General features: G+C 60.4%; 22 protein-coding genes and 1 tRNA gene (1 of these 23 only partly in view). 9 read left to right on the forward strand and 14 right to left on the reverse strand.

Annotated features, from left to right (window positions below; all coding sequences use genetic code 11):
- Positions 1 to 7 precede the first annotated feature (7 nt).
- Positions 8 to 1,000: an AI-2E family transporter gene (locus tag ACR3EK_RS01010; protein WP_170420620.1), complete on the forward strand. Its 993-nt coding sequence runs from the start codon at positions 8 to 10 to the stop codon at positions 998 to 1,000.
- Positions 1,001 to 1,005: 5 nt separating this feature from the next.
- Here the strand turns inward: ACR3EK_RS01010 and ACR3EK_RS01015 are convergent, their stop codons facing one another.
- Genes ACR3EK_RS01015 through ACR3EK_RS01030 form a run of 4 tightly spaced genes read right to left on the reverse strand, consistent with a single transcriptional unit; the run spans position 1,006 to position 5,009 of the window.
- Positions 1,006 to 2,502 carry a phospholipase D family protein gene (locus ACR3EK_RS01015; RefSeq protein ID WP_170510844.1) on the reverse strand — a complete coding sequence of 499 codons (1,497 nt, stop codon included), beginning with the start codon at positions 2,500 to 2,502 and terminating at the stop codon, positions 1,006 to 1,008.
- Complete coding sequence (locus ACR3EK_RS01020) at positions 2,480 to 4,240, reverse strand: sensor histidine kinase (RefSeq protein ID WP_170367746.1); 1,761 nt, start codon at positions 4,238 to 4,240, stop codon at positions 2,480 to 2,482. Before ACR3EK_RS01020 ends, ACR3EK_RS01015 begins: the two co-directional genes overlap by 23 nt.
- A gap of 6 nt (positions 4,241 to 4,246) precedes the next feature.
- Complete coding sequence (locus ACR3EK_RS01025) at positions 4,247 to 4,792, reverse strand: RNA polymerase sigma factor (protein ID WP_170360312.1); 546 nt, start codon at positions 4,790 to 4,792, stop codon at positions 4,247 to 4,249.
- Positions 4,785 to 5,009, reverse strand: coding sequence for a NepR family anti-sigma factor (locus tag ACR3EK_RS01030; protein WP_480632466.1), 225 nt, complete (start codon positions 5,007 to 5,009; stop codon positions 4,785 to 4,787). The genes ACR3EK_RS01025 and ACR3EK_RS01030 overlap by 8 nt, the downstream gene beginning before the upstream one ends.
- Positions 5,010 to 5,066: 57 nt before the next feature.
- On the opposite strand from ACR3EK_RS01030, the gene ACR3EK_RS01035 reads away from it, so the two are divergent.
- Both ACR3EK_RS01035 and ACR3EK_RS01040 read left to right on the forward strand, forming a co-directional pair.
- The gene (locus ACR3EK_RS01035) at positions 5,067 to 5,882 is read left to right on the forward strand and encodes a response regulator (protein ID WP_480632467.1); all 816 of its coding nucleotides are present in this window, start codon (positions 5,067 to 5,069) and stop codon (positions 5,880 to 5,882) included.
- 58 nt (positions 5,883 to 5,940) lie between these two features.
- Positions 5,941 to 6,876: a mechanosensitive ion channel family protein gene (locus tag ACR3EK_RS01040; protein WP_170360317.1), complete on the forward strand. Its 936-nt coding sequence runs from the start codon at positions 5,941 to 5,943 to the stop codon at positions 6,874 to 6,876.
- 136 nt (positions 6,877 to 7,012) lie between these two features.
- Here ACR3EK_RS01040 and ACR3EK_RS01045 read toward each other — a convergent pair whose 3' ends face one another.
- From ACR3EK_RS01045 to ACR3EK_RS01055, 3 genes are all read right to left on the reverse strand, one after another.
- Positions 7,013 to 7,765, reverse strand: coding sequence for an outer membrane protein (locus ACR3EK_RS01045; RefSeq protein ID WP_170369637.1), 753 nt, complete (start codon positions 7,763 to 7,765; stop codon positions 7,013 to 7,015).
- 157 nt (positions 7,766 to 7,922) lie between these two features.
- Positions 7,923 to 7,998 (reverse strand) — tRNA-Val (locus ACR3EK_RS01050).
- Positions 7,999 to 8,075: 77 nt separating this feature from the next.
- Positions 8,076 to 9,329: an aminotransferase class V-fold PLP-dependent enzyme gene (locus ACR3EK_RS01055; protein WP_480632468.1), complete on the reverse strand. Its 1,254-nt coding sequence runs from the start codon at positions 9,327 to 9,329 to the stop codon at positions 8,076 to 8,078.
- Positions 9,330 to 9,569: 240 nt separating this feature from the next.
- Between ACR3EK_RS01055 and modA the strand changes: the two genes are divergently transcribed.
- Genes modA through modC form a run of 3 tightly spaced genes read left to right on the forward strand, consistent with a single transcriptional unit; the run spans position 9,570 to position 12,137 of the window.
- A complete protein-coding gene (gene modA, locus ACR3EK_RS01060) occupies positions 9,570 to 10,346 on the forward strand; it encodes a molybdate ABC transporter substrate-binding protein (protein WP_480632469.1) in 777 nt (258 codons plus the stop codon).
- A 4-nt stretch (positions 10,347 to 10,350) separates the two neighbouring features.
- Positions 10,351 to 11,043, forward strand: a complete 693-nt coding sequence (gene modB / locus ACR3EK_RS01065; protein ID WP_170342025.1) for a molybdate ABC transporter permease subunit — start codon at positions 10,351 to 10,353, stop codon at positions 11,041 to 11,043.
- A complete protein-coding gene (modC, locus tag ACR3EK_RS01070) occupies positions 11,040 to 12,137 on the forward strand; it encodes a molybdenum ABC transporter ATP-binding protein (protein WP_480632470.1) in 1,098 nt (365 codons plus the stop codon). The genes modB and modC overlap by 4 nt, the downstream gene beginning before the upstream one ends.
- A 9-nt stretch (positions 12,138 to 12,146) precedes the next feature.
- On the opposite strand, the gene ACR3EK_RS01075 is transcribed toward modC, so the two are convergent.
- Genes ACR3EK_RS01075 through ACR3EK_RS01085 form a run of 3 tightly spaced genes read right to left on the reverse strand, consistent with a single transcriptional unit; the run spans position 12,147 to position 12,659 of the window.
- Positions 12,147 to 12,323, reverse strand: coding sequence for a hypothetical protein (locus ACR3EK_RS01075; protein ID WP_244952465.1), 177 nt, complete (start codon positions 12,321 to 12,323; stop codon positions 12,147 to 12,149).
- Positions 12,324 to 12,362: 39 nt separating this feature from the next.
- Positions 12,363 to 12,515: a toxin-activating lysine-acyltransferase gene (locus ACR3EK_RS01080; RefSeq protein WP_244952466.1), complete on the reverse strand. Its 153-nt coding sequence runs from the start codon at positions 12,513 to 12,515 to the stop codon at positions 12,363 to 12,365.
- Between the two features lie 15 nt (positions 12,516 to 12,530).
- Positions 12,531 to 12,659, reverse strand: a complete 129-nt coding sequence (locus tag ACR3EK_RS01085; RefSeq protein WP_280525669.1) for a hypothetical protein — start codon at positions 12,657 to 12,659, stop codon at positions 12,531 to 12,533.
- 192 nt (positions 12,660 to 12,851) lie between these two features.
- Here ACR3EK_RS01085 and ACR3EK_RS01090 point away from each other — a divergent pair, with 192 nt between their 5' ends.
- Complete coding sequence (locus ACR3EK_RS01090) at positions 12,852 to 13,262, forward strand: hypothetical protein (RefSeq protein ID WP_093963058.1); 411 nt, start codon at positions 12,852 to 12,854, stop codon at positions 13,260 to 13,262.
- A 4-nt stretch (positions 13,263 to 13,266) separates the two neighbouring features.
- On the opposite strand, the gene hemF is transcribed toward ACR3EK_RS01090, so the two are convergent.
- The 4 genes from hemF to clpS are packed head-to-tail and all read right to left on the reverse strand — an operon-like array spanning position 13,267 to position 16,344.
- The gene (gene hemF / locus ACR3EK_RS01095; protein WP_170343229.1) at positions 13,267 to 14,151 is read right to left on the reverse strand and encodes an oxygen-dependent coproporphyrinogen oxidase; all 885 of its coding nucleotides are present in this window, start codon (positions 14,149 to 14,151) and stop codon (positions 13,267 to 13,269) included.
- 8 nt (positions 14,152 to 14,159) lie between these two features.
- Positions 14,160 to 14,960 (reverse strand): SDR family NAD(P)-dependent oxidoreductase, encoded by an 801-nt coding sequence (locus tag ACR3EK_RS01100; RefSeq protein WP_170343228.1) that lies wholly within the window; start codon positions 14,958 to 14,960, stop codon positions 14,160 to 14,162.
- A gap of 37 nt (positions 14,961 to 14,997) precedes the next feature.
- Entirely contained in the window at positions 14,998 to 15,963 is a 966-nt protein-coding gene (locus ACR3EK_RS01105; RefSeq protein ID WP_480632471.1) for a class I SAM-dependent methyltransferase, read from the reverse strand.
- A gap of 39 nt (positions 15,964 to 16,002) precedes the next feature.
- Complete coding sequence (gene clpS, locus ACR3EK_RS01110; protein WP_093963054.1) at positions 16,003 to 16,344, reverse strand: ATP-dependent Clp protease adapter ClpS; 342 nt, start codon at positions 16,342 to 16,344, stop codon at positions 16,003 to 16,005.
- A gap of 92 nt (positions 16,345 to 16,436) precedes the next feature.
- Here clpS and ACR3EK_RS01115 point away from each other — a divergent pair, with 92 nt between their 5' ends.
- Together ACR3EK_RS01115 and ACR3EK_RS01120 are read left to right on the forward strand one after the other, a co-directional pair.
- Positions 16,437 to 17,138 carry an HAD family hydrolase gene (locus ACR3EK_RS01115; protein WP_170456335.1) on the forward strand — a complete coding sequence of 234 codons (702 nt, stop codon included), beginning with the start codon at positions 16,437 to 16,439 and terminating at the stop codon, positions 17,136 to 17,138.
- Between the two features lie 306 nt (positions 17,139 to 17,444).
- Positions 17,445 to 18,643, forward strand: partial view of a D-alanyl-D-alanine carboxypeptidase family protein gene (locus tag ACR3EK_RS01120; RefSeq protein ID WP_480632472.1) — the 5' portion only. The gene runs 175 nt beyond the window's last position; 1,199 of the gene's 1,374 nt are visible here — the first part of the coding sequence; it begins with the start codon at positions 17,445 to 17,447; its stop codon lies off the right edge, out of view.

An 18,643-nucleotide genomic window follows, 5' to 3' on the forward strand; every position in this document is an offset into this window, starting at 1 on the left:
CGCACCCATGCAAACTGCTTTCAGCTCTCCATCGGCCCTGCGTGCGATGCTGGCGATCCTGACCGGGATTGCCATCATCACCGCTTTGTACCTGGCCCGGTCGATCGTTGCGCCGATCACCTTCGCTTTGGTTTTGGGGGTCGTGGTTGCCCCGCTTGCGGACAAGCTTGAGAAGGTCGGTTGCCCGCGTGTGATATCCGCCTCGGCACTGCTGTTCGTGACCAGCACCGTCATCGTCGCGGCATTCCTTCTGCTTGAACCATTGCTGTCCACGCTGGTCGAACAGTTGCCTGCCATCAAACGCGAGTTGCGCTCTTGGGTCGCCGCGATGTCCGAGTTCATTCGGGGTATCGAAACGCTTGGACGTGAGATCGAGGAAACCGTCGGCGCCGATGGGGCAGCGGAAACGGAGTCCGCCCTTCCGTCAGTGATGGATGCCTTGTGGCTGGCGCCCAATTTCGGATCAAAGATCCTGATTTTCATCGGCACGCTCTTCTTTTTCGTTTTGACCCGACCCGAGCTCTATGCCGCAGCCGGCCCGTTGACGGAGCGGCTGTATCTGGCCGACCGCGCGGTCTATCGCTATTTCGCTGCCGTGACGTTGGTCAATATCGGCCTCGGGACTGTTACGGCCGTGGCCTTGGGGCTGATCGGCATCAATGACGCCGTGGTCTGGGGGGTGGCCGCCGGCCTTCTGAATTTTGTGCTGTATCTCGGCCCGCTGATGATACTGACCGGCCTTCTGATCGCCGGCTTAACCCAGTTCGGCGGAGCCGCGGCCCTGTTGCCCCCCCTGATTTTCCTGGCGATCAATCTGTCCGAGGCACAATTCGTAACACCCGCCTTCGTCGGCCAACGTCTGCAGGTGAACCCGCTGGTCGTATTCATCGCCATCATCTTTGGGCTTTGGCTGTGGGGACCGGTCGGCGCCATCGTCGCGCTGCCGATCCTGCTGTGGTTCGGTGTTTTGATGCACCCCAAGGTCATGAGCCCGGTCTAGACCACCTAGACGATGTTTTCAGTTACCCCCGGAAGAGGTTGCCGCATATCGCGCGCAACGTCTGCGTCATGCGGGACCAGGAAACCGCTGCGCGCTTCGGGGCGCCGTACGCCGTTGGCCTGAACCTCTCGCCCCCACCAGTCGAACGTGGCATCGGGCTCGATCTGTCTGCGCAGATCGTCCGAGAACCACCAATGGTCCACCAAGGCCTGCCGCAGAACCGCGACCCGCTGCCGGGCGGTGATCCGAAGGGCGACCTCTGTGTCCCACCGCAAAGACCGTCCGTTCAGGTTGGCGGACCCGACCAGGGCATGGCTGTCATCCACCACCAGAACTTTGTTGTGAACGTGAATGATCGGAGACCCGCTCAGAACTTCAGCGCTGGCATCAGCCCCACTGGCCGAAATCGGTTGGACCGGGGTCGACACCGAAACCCGGTTTTGGAACCCCTGCTGGATGATCTGCAGGCATTTGGCCTGCAGGTCCAAACCGTATTGCGCGTCCAGTCCGTCATGCCCGCCAAAGGCCACTTCCTCGGGCAAGGCTGGCAGAACAAGCACCAGTTTCAGATCCTGCTTGGAATGGCCCACCTCAGCCAAGGCGTCGGCCAGCCGGGTTGATCTGAAATACTGGGTCTCGATGTGCAGAAGTTGCCGCGCCGCTTGAAAGGCAGCGATGTGCTCATCCTCGATCTCATGCGCGATGGTCTTTGGCGAGAGCCGCCAGAACGCAAACCGGCGTGGGCTGGACAGGGTGCGGCGCAGGTGGGTTGCCTTTGGGTCCGGTTTTCCGGTTGCGATTTCATGTTCGAACCGGTCGATATGGCGCGCGGCTTCGGCGGCCTCGGATCCGCGGACCAGCAATTGAACGTCTGACCAGGTGTTCTTGGCCAGACGGTCGTGATCCGGCGTGTCAAAGCGCCTTTCGTTCAAGTCCAATCCGCCGAGGTAGCAGACCTCATTGTCGATCACGGCGACTTTCTGATGGTGCGACACGGTGTGAAGCCGGGGCAGCGTGTCCGACCCCAGCCGCACCGCCTGCCGTTCGCGTCGTTCGCGGGACAGTTCCTGCATCCGCTGCGCCTTTTTTCGCAAAACCGCGGGTAACAGCGTGGCCCAAGGCAATGCGCCGGCCTGCGCGGGATGCATGGACACGCGAACGCTCAAGCGCGCGGCCAGTTCTAGGCCAAGGATTTCCCCAAGCGCAACTGCCTGCCGTTTGGTGCGCCAGCTCAGTTCGTGTAACTCGGTCGCAAAGATCGGATCGAAATCGCTGATGACCAAATGAAACGAGACACCCTTGCGGATGACATGCTCGATCAGGTCAAACCAGGTATCGCCGATCCGGCGCGCCTCATCGCTGCGCAGCCGTGTCATGAAATCGAATATCCGAAAACTTGCCTTGATCTGGTGCCGGGCCTCCAGAACCGCTTTTTCCAAGGCGGGCCAGGCTTGCTCGGCCGTGATCAGGACCTCAAAGTCATTCTGCTGCGGCACGGGCATCACCGCCTCTCTCATCCGCAATGGTCTGTGGTTCGCTATCCCCTTCTACTTCGGCGATTTCGAACGTCACCTCATATACATAATGCGATGATGTCTCGGTTATGGTTTCGTAACCGTCCAATTGGCGAAGGAAGGCCTGCATCAGCCGTTGACCGATCCCGCCACTGTGGAACAAATCCGCACCGTCGTCTGTCTGCCCGCGCGTGTTGGAGATTTTCAGATGCAAGATGCTCTCCTCGGGTCGGGTTAATTCCACCGAGATTGTCGGCGGTCCGTCCTGCGGTACGCCTACGTATTTGACCGCGTTCGTCAGCGCCTCGGCCACCAGCATCGACATCGTGACGGCCTGATCCTGCCCCAGTTCGACCGGCGCGATCCGGCAGTCGACCTCGACCACCTGACCCAGAATTGGCGGTCGATGCGCCAGTTCGGCCACCAAATGCCCGATGAGAGCCTCGGTGTTGATCGTCGTCATCTGCGAGTTCTGGTTCAAGGTTTGGTGCACCATGGCCAGGCCGCGAACCCGACGCTGCAACTGTTCCAGCAAGCGCCGGGCCTCGGGGGTTTCAGCCTTGCGCAAATGCATGTTCATGATCGAAGCAATCAGTTGCAGGTTGTTTTTGACACGATGGTGAACCTCGCGCAACAACAGCGTTTTTTCGACAAGATCCCGTTCGTGCTGTGCCTCAGCCTCGCGGATCAACAAGACCATGCGGTTGAATGCAGTCTGGATTTGCTGAAACTCCTGCGGCGCGCCCGCAAGGCTTTCAATCGGGTCGCGCTCGCCCAAGGCAAAGCGACGAACGGCGGAACGCAAGCTGTCGAGATGCCGGATCACCAATCGATGCAGGCCCCACAGGGCAACTCCCAGTCCGGTAACCCACATCAGGATGGGAAACGCAATGGTCAGGGCTGTACTGCCTGCACCAACAGAGGCCAGAGCCGCCTCGCGCGGCCAACTGCCGATTACGGCAACTTCGCCCGGAATGATGGTGGCAACTGCAAAAACCCGATCCTCGCCTCCGACCGTCTTGGCGGAAAAGGTCTTGCCGGAACTGGACAGAACCAACAGATTTTCCTGCACGGGCGGCAGGAATTGCTGGACCGCGTCCAGGCCGACATTTGACGACAGCACTTCTCCGGTCGCGTCGAAAAGGGCGATGACGACGTCGCTGTCAATGTTGCCAACATCCAAGGGCGTCCGCGCCAACGCATGCGGTATCGAGATGGAAACGAACCCCACAAGTTCGGTCCTGTTAAGGACCGGCTGGGTCACGATGATCACCGATTGCCCGGTCGCCGCGCCGGCACGATTGACAGAAAACGTAAGCTGCGGATTTTCCGAGATCTGCCCGAAACCGGGCGCGTCCGACAAATCGATGGCTCGCTCGACGGTTGAGCAGGCCATGACCCCGTTTGGCTGAATAAACCCGGCAAATACGAACTCGGGCTGGCGTTCGACGAACCGGCGCATGAGGTCCGAACAAGCAGCATTGTCCAAGCCTCCCTCGGCAAGCGCGGCTGTGAGTCCCGAACTTGCACCAACAGCTTTCTGCAGAAGCTCCCGTTCCCGGCTGGCAGCCTCAATCGTGCGCGCCAGCACTGAGGCCCGCGATCTTTCGTCGGCCTCGGTAATAACAGCGCGTGTCTGCAATACCGCAATCAGCCCTAGCGGCAGAAGCGCCAAGGTGACCAGCGCGGCAAGATAAACGGTCAGGCTGCGCGGCTTCGCATCCATTGATCGTCAGGCCGCCGGTTGCGTCTGAACGATTGCCGCCGTTACCGCATCGGTCAATTCGATGGGTTCGTCATCTTCCAAATCCATCAGTTCGGCCAGTTGCGCGCGGGCCCGGTTCACCCGGCTTTTGATCGTTCCAAGGGCGACGCCGCACATCTCGGCTGCTTCCTCATAGGAAAACCCTTGTGCACCGACCAGCACCAACGCTTCGCGCTGCTCATCCGTCAACTGCTCAAAAGCAACCGCAAAATCCTTCAAGGCCAAACGTCCGTCATGGTCGGGCTTCTGCGACAGGCTCTCCGCCATGACACCATCGACATCCTCGACCTCGCGCTTGCGTTTGCGGTGCAGGGAAAAATAGGTGTTCCGGACAATGGTGAACAGCCAGGCCCGCATGTTGGTGCCTTCCTGGAACGAGTCGATATTGCTCCAAGCCTTGATCAATGCGTCCTGCACGATGTCATCGGCAGTGGCGCCGTTTCGGCACAGGCTGATCGCAAAGGCACGCATCGCACCAATATGTTCGACAAGCTCTTCTCGCGGATCAACCATCCGAGCCTCCCGTGTCACCACTTTTGGGAACACTGGTCTGATTGCGCAGTTTTTCAAGAAGATCGACGAACCGATCCGGAACCGGTTCGCTGGCAACCTCATCGAAAGCCCGCTTGAGGTTTTCGTCGATCCGCTTTTCTATTTCTTGCCGATATTCTCGGCCGGGCTGTGGTTTTGTCATGGCATCATCAAAAATTTTTACTTTTGCTGGAACCATAACGCCCCAGTATGCGTTTGGTTCCCGAGTTTAGAGAAAAAAATGAGGAAAACATAGATGACCGAGCTGACCGGAGTTTCCGTCGCAGATCAAATTGGCCCGCTCTTGCCGTTTCTGCGCCGTTATGCCCGTGCCCTCACCGGCTCACAGGACAGTGGCGACGCCTACGCCGCTGCATCGCTTGAGGCGATCCTTGCAGATCCCGCCCAGTTCGATGCCGATCTCGCGCCGCGGGTCGCGCTGTTTCGTGTGTTTCACAGCATCTGGTCAACATCGGGAATGCCTGTTGACGCAGATGGCCACAGCTCTGACATCCAAACGCGCGCTCACGCCCAGTTGGCACGCCTGACGCCGAACACGCGCGAGGCCTTGCTGCTGCGCACGGTCGAAGAGTTCTCGGTCAGCGATATCGCCGCGATCATGCAGACAGACCCCGCCGAGGCTCAGAAGCTGATCGAAATCGCCTACGAGGAAATGGCCCGCCACACATCCGGCCGGATATTGATCATCGAAGACGAAGCAATCATCGCGATGGATCTTGAAACGATGGTGACCGACCTGGGCCACCGGGTCACTGGGGTCGCACGCACCGAGACGGCCGCCATTGACCTGGCCGAGCGCGAGCCGTTCGACCTGATCTTGTCGGACATCCAACTGGCGGACAAATCCAGTGGAATCGATGCGGTGAACCGCATCATTGCCCAGCACGGCGATTGTCCCGTCATTTTCATTACCGCATTCCCCGAGCGCCTTCTGACGGGCAAAGGCCCCGAACCCGCCTTTCTGATTTCCAAACCCTACACCGAAGAACAAGTCAAATCGGCCGTCAGCCAGGCCATGTTCTTTGCCTCTAGCGCCGTAATCGAGGTCTGACGCGGCAGGGCCGCGCTGCAAGATACGAAAATTCAGGCGATGAAACACGAGGAACACCATGGAAAACGAGATTGCACAGACCGCAGAGACCGTGACGAACACCGTTTGGGCCGAACTGTCGCAAGTTCTGAATACCGAGCTGTATGACGGGAAATCGCTGAGCGACCTGTTGACGCTCGAGGCCCTTCTTGGCCTCGTCGCGAACACGATCGCCGCGCTGATCCTGTTGGTGCTTGGGCTTGTGATTTCAAGATATGTCAGCCGGAAGATCCGGGGCGTCGGTGAAAAATCGGAACGTCTTGACGACACGCTTTTCAACTTTCTTGGCAATCTGGCGCGCTATACGATCCTGGCGTTTACGGGGTTGTTCATTCTGAACACGTTCGGGGTGCAGACGACGTCGATCATCGCGCTGATCGGTGCCGCAGGTTTGGCCATTGGTCTTGCCCTGCAAGGCACATTGTCCAACGTCGCAGCCGGCGTGATGATCATCCTGTTCCGGCCGCTCAAGATCGGCGATTTCGTCGACGTGAACGGCGTGCTCGGAACCGTAAAAGATATCACCCTTAATTACACCGAAATTGCTGATATGGGGAACGTCAAGGTTATCGTTCCCAACGCCGAGGTGTGGGGAAACACCATCAAGAACTATTCCGTCTATGAAACACGTCGTGCCGAGTGGACCTTTGGCGTTGGATACGGCGTCAACCTGGCGGAGGCCGAGCGTGTCATTCGCGATACGATCATGTCGGACGCCCGTTCGCAGGCAGATCCCGAACCGTTCATCCAGGTGAACAATCTTGGCAGCAGCAGCGTCGATTTTCTTGTCCGCGTTTGGTGCAAGTCTTCGGACTACTTCCAGTACCAGGCAGACATGAAGCGCAAAGTCAAAGAAGCGCTGGACGAAGCCGATATCAATATTCCGTTTCCGACCCGCACGCTGCTGATCGAAGACGTCGAGAGACGGCAAGAGAAGGCGATCGCGGCAGAGTAACCTTGACTGTTGATCTTAGGGGGTCTGAAGCCGGAACTCCAAAAAAGCGAACGTCATCGGGGTGCCGAAAGACAGGATTTGTGCGTCGCAGGACGGGCTTTGCATGTCGAGCGTCACCTAGTGGGTGGCAAATGCCCTAGAATCGGTAGGTTGCGCCAATGACCGGGCCGGATTGGTGGAAGCTGAAGTCATTGCCATTGATGTCGTGATCAAAGGAAATGTAGCGGTACCCGCCGCGTAACAGCCAGCGGTCGTTGATCGCATAGTCCGCGGTCAGCAGGACCTGCCAGGTTTCGCTGTCGCTGCGGAACCCGCCATAGTCCAGGAACCCGGTTCCCGACCATTTGTCCGAAAACGCGACCCGGGCACGGACGCCGATCACCGGATCGGTCCAGCTGCTGTCAACCGAGGTCTGATTGCCGGGCGCTGTTCCGGGCAACAGGTTGAACTTGGTTTCAGTGCTGAACCATCTGAACCCGCCAGCCAGATCGACGCTGGCTGTCGGTGTTTCGAGGACACGGTAGCCGACATAGCCGCTCAGGAACTGGGTTTTGAACGATGTGTCCAGACCCGAGCTTGCCGGTCCGGGAGTCTCGTTCGAGAAGGACAGGTTCGTATAGTTGTAGTCCGCAAGGAACGACCAACGGCCGTTCGACGCGGCAAACGTGCCCATGAAAGCAAGGTCTAGGTTTTCCAGCGCGTCAGAGAAGCTGAGCGTGCCATCCAAGGTTCCGGCGGGTGTGTCCAGCGACACTTCCGTTTCAGGGGTGAACAGGTAGATCGTGGCCGAATAGGACCAGTCGGACTGCTGAGAGAGTGCCGAGGTCGCTGCTGAAATCGCCAGCGACAGGCCAAGCATCAGGGGTTTCGCGATCCGTACCGTCTTCATGATGTCCCTCCGGTGAGCCCGTTTTGGCTTTGACCCACAATAAAGGAGGCTGCCGGCAAACCAAAATAGTATTTTGATTTGTGCATGGGTTGGCGCGACGAGCCGGAAATCGCAGGTCATACCCGCGCAAATACTGAAGACGGAGAAGAGGTTGGGATGGTGGGTGATGAGAGACTCGAACTCCCGACATCTTCGGTGTAAACGAAGCGCTCTACCAACTGAGCTAATCACCCGTGAGGGGGGATTTAGCCAAGCTGGTGGGCCGGCGCAAGAGGGTCTTTCAGAATTTCTGCGCCGGTGGCCGTGTGTCTCAGGGATTCATGTCTTTCAATGCCGTCAGCAGCTGCGCGACTTCGTGCTCGGTGTTGTAGTGGCACAGCGAAATCCGGATGCAATCGGACAAGCCCAACGGGTTCAGCACGTTCCCGCTGTAATGGTCGGCCTTGCGGGTGTGGGTTCGGATGCCCTGCGCGTTCAGGCGCGAGACCACGTCGGCCGAGGGCATGTCTCGGACCACGATCGACACCAGTCCTTCGCGGGCGGGGTTGTCTTCTCCGGCCAGAATCGCGACGTGATCCATATCGCGCAGGCCGGGCAGGTTGCCCACGCCGTTGATCATCGCGTTGGTCAGATGGGTCTCATAGGCATGAATCGCCTGGCCGGCGGCCTCGATTCTGGTGCGTTGGTCAGGGGCATCCGACACCTGGCCGCCCAGCCAGTCGAAATAGGCAACCACGTCGGACATCGTGGCGTAGGCGCCGGTATCGCGCGTGCCGAATTCCCAACCATCAGCTGGCGCGTCAATCAGTTGGTCATGGGGCAGGGCGGTCAGCCGGTCGGAGATCCAGGCAATGCCGTAGCCATGCCGGGAAAACACTTTGTAGGGTGAAATCGCATATCCATCGACTTCATAGCTGTCGATATCCAACTGTCCGTGTGCTGCGTGCTGGATGCCATCGACGATGATGAAACAATCCGGCGACACCGCCCGGATCGCGCGCGAGATTTCAGCCACGTCCATTCCCATTCCCGTCACCGGCGAAGCGTGCAGGATCGTGGCGACCGCCACGTCCGGTGTCATGTGGGCCGAATAATCTGCGGCAGTAACCAAACCTGTCGCGTCGTTATGCGGCACGTTCACATAGTCCAATCCGGCAAGGCCCGCCCAGCGGCGCGCGGCGCTGCGGCTGGCGGGATGTTCGATCGAGCTGCCGATCACCTTTGCCCCTTTTGGCGCATTCACGCAGGCCGTGCGGATCATGCGGAACAGCAGCTCTGTTCCGCTTTCACCCACGAAGAACTGCCCCGAAGGCGCATTCATAAACACGGCAAGATCTGCCTTGGCACGGCTGATGATGTCGACCAACGCGTGACTGGCGGGGTTGTCCCGCCCCTGATTGTCCGGGATGGCCGCAAAACGGGCCGAGGTTTCGACCACCGAGTTCAAGGTCAGTGCGCCGCCGGCATTTTCGAAAAAGATGCGGGGACCCTGAAAGGGGCAGATGTCCACATGGGCAAACCGCGCGCGAACAGTGTCGATCAATCCCGGGGTTTGGTGCAGCATGGTGTACGTCCTGTTTAGTTCATGCCCAGACTCGTCTTGCGAGTTCGCGACATCAATTTCGTTTGCGACAGATTGCGGGTTTGGGATGCCGCCTTTTTCTCCGGGCTTACTCTTTCGACGCCGGAAAGACCAATTGATTCCGGACTCTGCATGGCACGCCGGCGGGAATACACCTTGCCTGCGGCCCGCTGCCTCCGATATGCCAAAACCAGTGCGACCGTCCGAACAGGAGAGCCGGGGATGCAGTTCGACACATGCCGCCGTCTTGTTGCGGTTGCCGCCGTTTGCGGCGCGTTGGTTGCCCCGGTTCGGGTCGCGGCGGCTGAGGTCCTGGTGTTCGCGGCGGCCAGTCTCAAGACCGCGCTGGACCAGATCGCTCCGGAATTCGAGGCCGCGACAGGTCAACAGGTTACGGTTTCCTTCGCAGCCTCTTCCGTTTTGGCCCGGCAGATTCAGCTGGGCGCGCCGGCCGATCTGTTTATCTCTGCCAATACCGCCTGGATGGATGTTCTTGAGCGGAACGGAGACATCGACCCGGCGTCGCGCGTCGATCTTGTGGGCAACGGGCTGGTGCTGATTGCTCGCGCAGGGCAGCCCAGCGAACAGACGCTTACGCCGAACTTTGATCTGAGAGGCCAATTGAAAGGCGGCTATCTGGCAATGGCTCTCGTTGATGCGGTTCCCGCCGGAATCTACGGCAAGGCCGCGCTGACTGCCCTGGACCTGTGGAACGATGTTCAGGATCAGGTGGCTCAGGCCGACAACGTGCGCGCGGCCTTGGCGCTTGTCGCAAGTGGCGCGGCACCAATGGGTGTTGTCTACCGATCCGATGCGCAGGCCGAGGCTCGGGTGGATGTGGTCGGAGTTTTCCCTGAAGGCACGCACCCGGTGATCGTCTATCCCGCAGCCCTGACCGCGACCGCACGGCCTGAGGCGCAGGTCTTCCTCGACTACCTGCAGAGCGAACCGGCGACCGGCATATTCAAGGCGCAGGGTTTCACCCTGCCGCACGGATAGCGCCATGGGTTGGCTGGGTCCCGCCGAGATCGAAGCGTTGCGATTGTCGCTGCGCGTCTCTTTCTGGGCGACGATCGTTTCGCTGCCACTCGGGATATTCGTGGCCTACGCACTGGCCCGCTGGAGGTTTCCCGGCCGACAAGTGCTGAACGGTCTGGTGCATCTGCCGCTTATCCTGCCACCGGTCGTGACCGGTTATCTGTTGTTGCTGACCTTCAACGTACAAGCCCCGGTTGGTCGGGTGCTGGCTGATCTGGGCGTCGTTGTGGCTTTCCGCTGGACCGGAGCCGCACTGGCCGCCGGGATCATGGCATTTCCGCTGATGGTTCGGGCAATCCGCCTGTCGATCGAGGCGGTTGATCCAAAACTGGAACAGGCCGGAGCGACGCTTGGGGCATCGCAACCTTTTGTCTTTGTCACCGTGACTTTGCCTATGATTTTGCCGGGGATCATCGCAGGGGCAATCCTTGCCTTCGCAAAGGCGATGGGCGAGTTCGGAGCCACGATCACCTTCGTGTCGAACATTCCCGGCCAGACCCAGACTCTGCCGTCGGCCGTTTATGCCTTCCTTCAGGTGCCGGGCGGTGAGAGCGCCGCGATGCGGCTGGTCATCATCTCGATCGTCATCGCCATGGGGGCGCTGCTTCTGTCGGAATATGTGGGGCGTCGCGCAGCGGCCCGGGTTGCCGGAACATGAGCCTGTCCGTGCAGATAAGACACCGCCTGCCGGGCATCGACCTGGACATCCTGTTCCAGGCGCCGCGGGGTGTGACGGTTCTGTTCGGACGATCGGGGTCGGGCAAAACCACCATTGTGGATGCCGTGGCCGGTTTGCTACGCCCCCAGGCTGGGCGGGTCGCGGTGGATGATTGGGTGCTGTTCGATACCGAGCAAGGCCATTGGTTGCCGCCGCATCGCCGCCGGCTGGGGTATATCTTTCAGGAAGGCCGCTTGTTCCCGCACCTGACCGTGCGCCAAAACCTGTCGTACGGCCGGTGGTTCGCTCCCCGGGGCGCGCGCCGTGAAAACCCCGATCACGTGATAGAGATGCTGGGCATCGGCCACCTGCTGGACCGTCGCCCCGCCCACCTGTCGGGCGGTGAAAAGCAGCGTGTCGCCATTGGCCGTGCTCTGCTGGCAAGTCCGCGGTTGATCCTGGCCGATGAACCTCTCGCTGCGTTGGATGAAGCGCGAAAGGCCGAGATCCTGCCCTATTTCGAGCGATTGAGGGACGAGGTCTCGGTGCCGATTCTCTATGTCACGCATTCTGCGGCCGAAGTGGCCCGCATTGCCACCTCGGTCGTGGCGTTGCAGGACGGCAAGGTGCTGCGGCAGGGACCGGCCTCCGAAGTGCTGGCGGATCCCTCGGTTGCGCCGACAGGTGTGCGGGCTGTGGGTGCGGTGCTTGAGGTCAGTGTGGCCGCGCATCACGAAGACGGCCTGACGGAACTGACGGCAAACGGTGTCCGACTGTTCCTGCCGCGCATCCCGCATTCGGTTGGCGACACGCTTCGGATCCGCATCCCCGCCCAGGAAGTCATACTGTCGGACCGAAAGCCCGAGGGTCTGTCGGCGCTGAACGTCCTGCAGGGCACCGTCGAGTCCGTGCGCGCGGGCGAAGGGCCAGGGGCGATCGTTTCGGTCCGAACACCGGCGGGCACGCTGCTGGCCCGTGTGACGCGCCGGTCGGTCGAGGCTCTGGCGTTGCAGCCCGGCAAACCGTGCCACGCGGTCGTCAAGACCGTAGCGCTGGCACCGCAGGATGTCGGTGGACGGGTCGCCAAATCTTAGGCGGCAGGGTCAATCACCCTGTTCTTTCAGAAGCTGCGAGAACTCTTTTTTCCGGTACAGCTTCATATGGACCTTGCCGGCCTCATCCCGGGTCCATTCGACGATTCGGTTTCGGGTCATGTCGCTGTCCATGCGGTTCGTGCGCACCCTCGGGTGCGGAATCTCGCGTTTCAGAATCTCGACCATCTGGTTGGTCTGTCCGAAAGGTGCGACCAAATCGACGATTCAGAAAGATGAACCGCTGGTGAAATCAGTATCCATCAAAGGCTTTTCCTGCACCGCATATCGGTATTCCGCTTCAGGGCTGAGCCCGGCAAAGGTCACGAAACCGCGCGGGAATCCGTTTTGGCGAAAGATGTGATACTGCCCCAGCCGCAAAGGCGTTTCGAATGCTTACAGAACCTGGGCGAGGCTGCGTTGCTGGTGGGTTTTGGTCAGCCCGGCAAGGTAGAAGAGCGCGCCGAAATCGGCGTATTTCTCGGGAGAGATATCAAACCAGTCCTTTGGAAATTTTCTGCTCAAACCTGACCTCAACCCCTTGGGACATCGGCAGTATATCGGGCAAAGTCTTGAAATGGTACTTGTTTTCTGTCGCCGCCGAAGCTGAGAGGGCGTGTGGGCGCGGCCTGTTTCCAAAGGTGACCGGGTTTGGCTTTACTCAATGGGCAGGCGGCCTATGATTGGCACAACCCGGTTTTTTGGCGGATAGTTTTGATGAAGCATTCGATTTCAGCCTTGGTTCTGTCTGCAACTCTGTTGGCTCCGATCGCCGCACAAGCTGTCGGGTTTGGCATCGGCGTCCGCCCGACCTACCGCACCGAGATAAGATCCGTCGGAGACGGTGTGTACGAGGTCAAGGCAATCGGGTCGTCAGCACCGGTCAACTACTGGTGCGGGATCGGCGATTTCGCCATTCGGCAGTTGGGTGTCCCCGGTTCGCAACGGATCTACATCTGGAGGGCTTACGAGCCGGGTGTCCGAACCGTGCAATTCTCGTTGAAGCCGCCGCCGGGCGTGGATACCACCCCCGGCTATTCAATCACCGTCAAGCGGGTGGGCGAGAACATGTCAGCGTCCTCGGCGCAGAACTACTGCTACGACAACTTCATGGATTTCGGGTTCTGACGTCTCAGACCCACTTGGCCAGCGGCGGCAGGCTCATCAGCACGGCGTCTGGGTCATGCCCGGTTTCCAACCCGAATTTCGTGCCCCGGTCATAGACCAGATTGTATTCGGCATAGAGCCCGCGGTGCACCAACTGGGTGTTTTTGTCCGCTTCGGTAAAGGGCTGCGCGCGCCGCTTTTCGACCAGCGGCAGAAAGGCCGGCAGGAAAGCGCGGCCAATGTCCTGGGTCAGCGCGAAATCGGCCTGCCAGTCGCCGGTGCAGTAATCATCCATGAAGATCCCGCCGACGCCCCGCGCGCGCTTGCGGTGCGGGATGTAGAAATACTCGTCGGCCCACTCCTTGAGGCGCGGATAGTGCCCTGGTCCGTGCGGGTCCAGATGCGCCTTCTGCGTGGCGTGGAAATGCGCCGTGTCCTCGGGGTATTCGATGCAGGGGTTCAGGTCGGATCCGCCGCCGAACCACCAGGCATGGGGCGTCCAGAACATGCGGGTGTTCATGTGAACGGCCGGGACATGCGGGTTTTGCATATGCGCCACAAGGCTGATGCCCGAGGCCCAGAACCGCGGGTCGTCGGCCATACCGGGGATGCCCTTGCGCGCGGCCATCGCCTGTTGTGCTCGTTCGCCGAGCGTGCCGTAGACGGTCGAGACATTGACGCCGACCTTCTCGAACACGCGGCCACCGCGCATGACCGACATCAGCCCACCGCCCGCGTCCGAGCCATCCTCAGACTGGCGTCGAGTTTCCTTGACTTCGAACCGCCCGGCGGGGGCATCGGAAAACGGCCCCGCGTGGTGGCTGTCTTCCAAAGCCTCGAAGGCCGCGGCGATTTCGTCGCGCAACTGGCGAAACCAGGCCGAGGCGGTGGATTTTTCCGTTTCAAACATCGTCAGGCTCAATGCGCGGGGGCGGCAACCGGGTCCAGAAGGGTCCGTCCACCGTCAATTGTCAGGACTTGCCCGGTAATGAACGCAGCCGCGTCCGAGGCAAGGTATTGCGCCGTTTCGGCCAGCTCGGCCGGGGCGGCAATGCGGGCCAGTGGGGTATGATCCTCAATGTCCCGCCGATAGTCCCGATTGTCTTTCAGGGTGGCCTGCAGTGATGCGCTCATGACCGACCCCAACGCAATCGAGTTCACGCGGATCCGATGAGGCGCAAGCGCCACTGCTAGGGACCGGGTCAACTGGTCCTGCGCGGCGCTGGAAACCGAATAGGCCAAAAGGCCTGGATGCGCGCGCTGACCGGCGATCGAGGACAGGTTGATGATCGAACCATTCGGTCCCTCTTCCTGATCCTCGGATTGTTTGATCATCCGCTTGGCCACAAGCTGGCTCAGCCGCAGGGCGGGCATCAGGTTCTGGTTCAGAAGGGTGCGAACCGAGTCGTCTTCCAGGTCCAGCGGATCCGTCGGGATGACCTGTCTGGCCCCGTTGACCAGAATATCGACCTGATCGAATGCATCCAGAGTGGCCGAAAGGAGGTTGGCGATCGTCAGCTTTTCGCGCAGATCACCGGCGAAGTAGCGGACGTTGCTGTCGTCGGCCTGTTCGCCCAGTTCTTCTGCCAGACGTTTCTCGTCCATGTCGGCGAACATCACGTTGGCGCCCGCATCGGCAAAGTGACGGCCGATGGCAAGGCCGATGCCGTTGGCGCCTCCGGTAACGATGGCGGTCTTGCCGGCTATGGAAAAGGACATGTGTTTCCTCCTGAGTCGCGGCGCAGGTTAATCGGCTTCACCGCCGAGGGCGAGAGGCGTGGAATACCTTGAACCGGTTGTCGCCTGCAATTTCCTCGACCCGCGCGAAAGCGTCAGTCAAAGTCGTTTCATAGGGGAGATGGCGGTTGGCGACCATCCACAAGTGGCCCGAGCGGGACAGGTTGCGCGCGGCGGCGGTAATGAACCCACGCCCCAGGTCGGGATCGGCGCTGCGCGACGTATGAAACGGCGGGTTCATGACAACGGTGTCCACGGGTTCTGGCGCAGACCACGTCACCGCATCTGCCCAGTGGAACTGTGCCCTTGGGTCGGGCACGTTGGTCCGGGCGCATGTCAGGGCTGTATGGTCGGCTTCGACTAGGTGCAGCGTGCGCACAGTGTCATCCTGCAGCAGCCCGGCGGACAAATAGCCCCATCCGGCACCCAGATCGGCGACCCGAGGTCCAAGCTTTAGTGGAAGGGTCTGGCGCAACAGTGCCGAAGCAGGATCGACCCCGTCGGCCGAAAACACCCCGGGCGCGGTTTGGAAGCCATCCGCCATCTGTCCTGTGGGCGGGGCCCAGTCTGCAAATGCGTTAGGTTCGGCCTTGAACCAGAAGATCTTGCCATGCGCCTTGGCGATGGGGCCCTCGATCTCGACCCGCTTGCGAATGTCCTTCAGCAAGCTGTCCACGCCATCTGTCTTGGCACCATCAACGACAACCGTTCCCGAGGCCCGGCTGCACGCATGATGGATCATGGCGCGTGCCTGCGCTTTGGCGCGGGGCAAAAACAGAACCACGTCTTCGCAGACGCTGTCGGTTTCGGGCACAGCTGCAAAGCCGCGGCCCCGGAAATGGTCGTGGAACGGTTTGAAAGGCTGAACAACCTCGACACCATTGGGCAGCGCCGACAGGTCATGATCCGGCGTCGGTCCAACGACCGATATCGGTTCCGACAGGGTCAGGCCCGAGTCGAGGGCGAGAGACAATCGTGAGGACATCAGAGCGGGTTGAAGGGGGCAGAGGCGCGCGTCGCGACCCTACTCCTCTCTCTCCATGGTGCATTGAAGCGGGTGTTGGTGCCGACGAGCGAAATCCATCACCTGCCCAACCTTGGTCTCGGCAATCTCGTGGCTGAATACGCCGACCACGGCCACGCCTTTCTTGTGCACGGTCAACATGATCTCGAAGGCCTGCGCATGGGACATCCCGAAGAACCGCTCGAGCACATGAACCACGAATTCCATGGGCGTGTAGTCGTCATTCAACAGCAGCACCTTGTACAAGGGCGGTCGTTTGGTCTTGGGCTTGGTCTGAACAAGGATTGACGTGTCGCCATCGTCTTCCGATTTGCCAGCCATCATCCAACGGGCTTCAATCATGTCGCGAGATTTTCCGATTCACACTTCGGGTCGTTTCAGGGCTTATATAACGCCGACCCACCCAGAGGAAAGAGCAACCGGGCGGATTCGAAATGGATGAAAACCTGACCATCGTCGCTTTCGACGCTGACGACACCTTGTGGCACAACGAGCGTTTCTTTCAGCTGACCCAAGCGCATTTTGCCGCGCTGCTGGCGGATCATGCGGACCGTGACCATCTGATGGAGCGGTTGTTGGCGGCCGAGAAGCGCAACATCCGCCACTATGGGTACGGCATCAAGGGTTTCGTCCTGTCGATGATCGAAACAGCAATCGAGGTAACGGAGGACAGAGTACCGGCCAGGGTCATCCGCGAATTGATCGAAGCCGGGCAGGAGATGCTGTCCCACCCGATCGAGCTGTTGCCTCACGCGCGGGAAACGGTCGAGACAATCGCAGATACCCATCGCATTGTTCTGATCACCAAGGGTGATCTCATTGATCAAGAGCGCAAACTGGCCCAATCGGGATTGGGTGAACTGTTCGACGCGGTCGAAATCGTGTCGGAAAAGACGCCCGACACCTATCGCGAAGTCTTTCGGCGGATGGGGCAGTCACCTGCCGGTGCCATGATGGTCGGCAATTCGATGCGGTCGGATGTGGTCGCGCCGATCCAGGCGGGGTGCTGGGGCGTGCACGTACCGCACGGTCTGGTGTGGGAGATCGAGCAGGCCGAGATCCCGACAAGCCATCCCCGTTTCCGGGAGATCCGCGATTTGGGAGATCTTCCTGATCTGGTCCGGCAGATCTCCTGACCTGTGACAGATTGGCCCCAGTTTCAAATTTTCACGACGAAGCCGCGCCAACTTTCTGACATCTTCGCCGTTTTGGTGGCGGCCATCCGTTGGGCCGCAACATCTAGACGCCACCGAGCAGAGTCGCTGCCGCCGAATTTTCAGCTTTCGGTTTATTTCAGCAGTGCTGTGTGTTAGCCTCGACCAAATAATTAAAAAGGCTGGCCGAGAAAACTCGGCGGCGCGAGGCAGACAGAGGCAAAGATCGTGCAGATTCGGCGGATAGTTCCGGCGCGGGCGGGCTTGCTCGTAGTCACAGTGATATGGATGGCGCTTGTCCTGGCGACTCAGGCGCTTGCGGCTCCTTATGCGGCAATGGTCATCGACGCCAGAACCGGAGAGGTTCTGCATTCCCGCAACGCCGATACCAGGCTGCACCCTGCTTCTCTCACCAAGATGATGACCCTCTATATCGCCTTCGAAGCGGTGCGGAACGGTGAGATCACGCTGGACACCCAGGTGCGGATCACCAAGGCCGCGGCGGCTGAGCCGCCCTCCAAGCTGGGCCTGCGGGCGGGCCAGACCATCGCATTCCGTTATCTCATCCGCGCGGCCGCTGTGAAATCGGCCAATGACGCCGCGACAGCGATCGGCATCGCTCTCAGCGGATCCGAGGCCGCCTTTGCGCGCCGTATGACCCGCACGGCCAAGGCCATGGGCATGAGCCGCACAACCTTCAAGAACGCACACGGGCTGACCGAAGCGGGCCATCTTTCGACTGCGCGTGACATGACCACGCTGGGTCGGCACCTGCTTTATGACTATCCTGAGTATTACAACCTGTTTTCACGCCAATCGACACATGCGGGCATCAAGACTGTTCCGAACACCAACCGGCGGTTGCTGGCAGCCTACCGGGGCGCCGACGGCATCAAAACCGGATACACGCGCGCTGCGGGCTTCAACCTTGTTGCCTCGGCCAAGCGTGGGGACAAACGGATCATCGCAACCGTGTTCGGCGGCAAATCCAGCACCTCGCGCAACGCCAAGGTGGCCGAGCTACTGGACATGGGATTCCGGCGCGCCCCGTCTCGGGCTCCGATCCGCAAACCCGCCCGTCCGGCATATGCCGGGAATACTGGACTGGGTGGAGCCACCCAATTGGCCAGTGCGGTCCGCGCGCCACAGCGAAGCCTTCGGCCTGTGATGCGACCCGGGGCTGGCGTTGCCATCCAGGTTGCCGGCGCCGTGGCTGAAACCGCAGCCAAGAACGGTGCACGTATTCAAGACGGCATCGCCGCGGCGATCGCGGCGGCGGATATCGCGCCGGCGGCGCCTCCGGTCGAGAATGCCGACACGCGTCCGGCCCTGCGCCCCGAGAACCTTGTGCTTGCATCGACCGAGCCCGCAGAAGTCGTGGCCGAGCCCGAGCAGGAAGTCGTTACCCGTTTGTCCACGTCGGGCGGGCATCTTTGGGGCGTCAATGTCGGGCGCTACACCACCCGCTACGAGGCCGAGAAGGTTTT

Source organism: Ruegeria sp. BC8 (assembly GCF_056535705.1).

Coding starts and splice junctions, on each gene's coding strand:
- ACR3EK_RS01045 (WP_170369637.1), bottom strand. CDS start 7,765: ATGAAGACGGTACGGATCGCGAAACCCCTGATGCTTGGCCTGTCGCTG.
- modA (WP_480632469.1), top strand. CDS start 9,570: ATGCAGTTCGACACATGCCGCCGTCTTGTTGCGGTTGCCGCCGTTTGC.
- ACR3EK_RS01055 (WP_480632468.1), bottom strand. CDS start 9,329: ATGCTGCACCAAACCCCGGGATTGATCGACACTGTTCGCGCGCGGTTT.
- modB (WP_170342025.1), top strand. CDS start 10,351: ATGGGTTGGCTGGGTCCCGCCGAGATCGAAGCGTTGCGATTGTCGCTG.
- ACR3EK_RS01030 (WP_480632466.1), bottom strand. CDS start 5,009: ATGGTTCCAGCAAAAGTAAAAATTTTTGATGATGCCATGACAAAACCA.
- ACR3EK_RS01015 (WP_170510844.1), bottom strand. CDS start 2,502: ATGCCCGTGCCGCAGCAGAATGACTTTGAGGTCCTGATCACGGCCGAG.
- ACR3EK_RS01010 (WP_170420620.1), top strand. CDS start 8: ATGCAAACTGCTTTCAGCTCTCCATCGGCCCTGCGTGCGATGCTGGCG.
- ACR3EK_RS01105 (WP_480632471.1), bottom strand. CDS start 15,963: ATGTCCTCACGATTGTCTCTCGCCCTCGACTCGGGCCTGACCCTGTCG.
- ACR3EK_RS01090 (WP_093963058.1), top strand. CDS start 12,852: ATGAAGCATTCGATTTCAGCCTTGGTTCTGTCTGCAACTCTGTTGGCT.
- clpS (WP_093963054.1), bottom strand. CDS start 16,344: ATGATTGAAGCCCGTTGGATGATGGCTGGCAAATCGGAAGACGATGGC.
- ACR3EK_RS01035 (WP_480632467.1), top strand. CDS start 5,067: ATGACCGAGCTGACCGGAGTTTCCGTCGCAGATCAAATTGGCCCGCTC.
- ACR3EK_RS01040 (WP_170360317.1), top strand. CDS start 5,941: ATGGAAAACGAGATTGCACAGACCGCAGAGACCGTGACGAACACCGTT.
- ACR3EK_RS01025 (WP_170360312.1), bottom strand. CDS start 4,792: ATGGTTGATCCGCGAGAAGAGCTTGTCGAACATATTGGTGCGATGCGT.
- ACR3EK_RS01115 (WP_170456335.1), top strand. CDS start 16,437: ATGGATGAAAACCTGACCATCGTCGCTTTCGACGCTGACGACACCTTG.
- ACR3EK_RS01020 (WP_170367746.1), bottom strand. CDS start 4,240: ATGGATGCGAAGCCGCGCAGCCTGACCGTTTATCTTGCCGCGCTGGTC.
- ACR3EK_RS01075 (WP_244952465.1), bottom strand. CDS start 12,323: ATGGTCGAGATTCTGAAACGCGAGATTCCGCACCCGAGGGTGCGCACG.
- ACR3EK_RS01100 (WP_170343228.1), bottom strand. CDS start 14,960: ATGTCCTTTTCCATAGCCGGCAAGACCGCCATCGTTACCGGAGGCGCC.
- hemF (WP_170343229.1), bottom strand. CDS start 14,151: ATGTTTGAAACGGAAAAATCCACCGCCTCGGCCTGGTTTCGCCAGTTG.
- modC (WP_480632470.1), top strand. CDS start 11,040: ATGAGCCTGTCCGTGCAGATAAGACACCGCCTGCCGGGCATCGACCTG.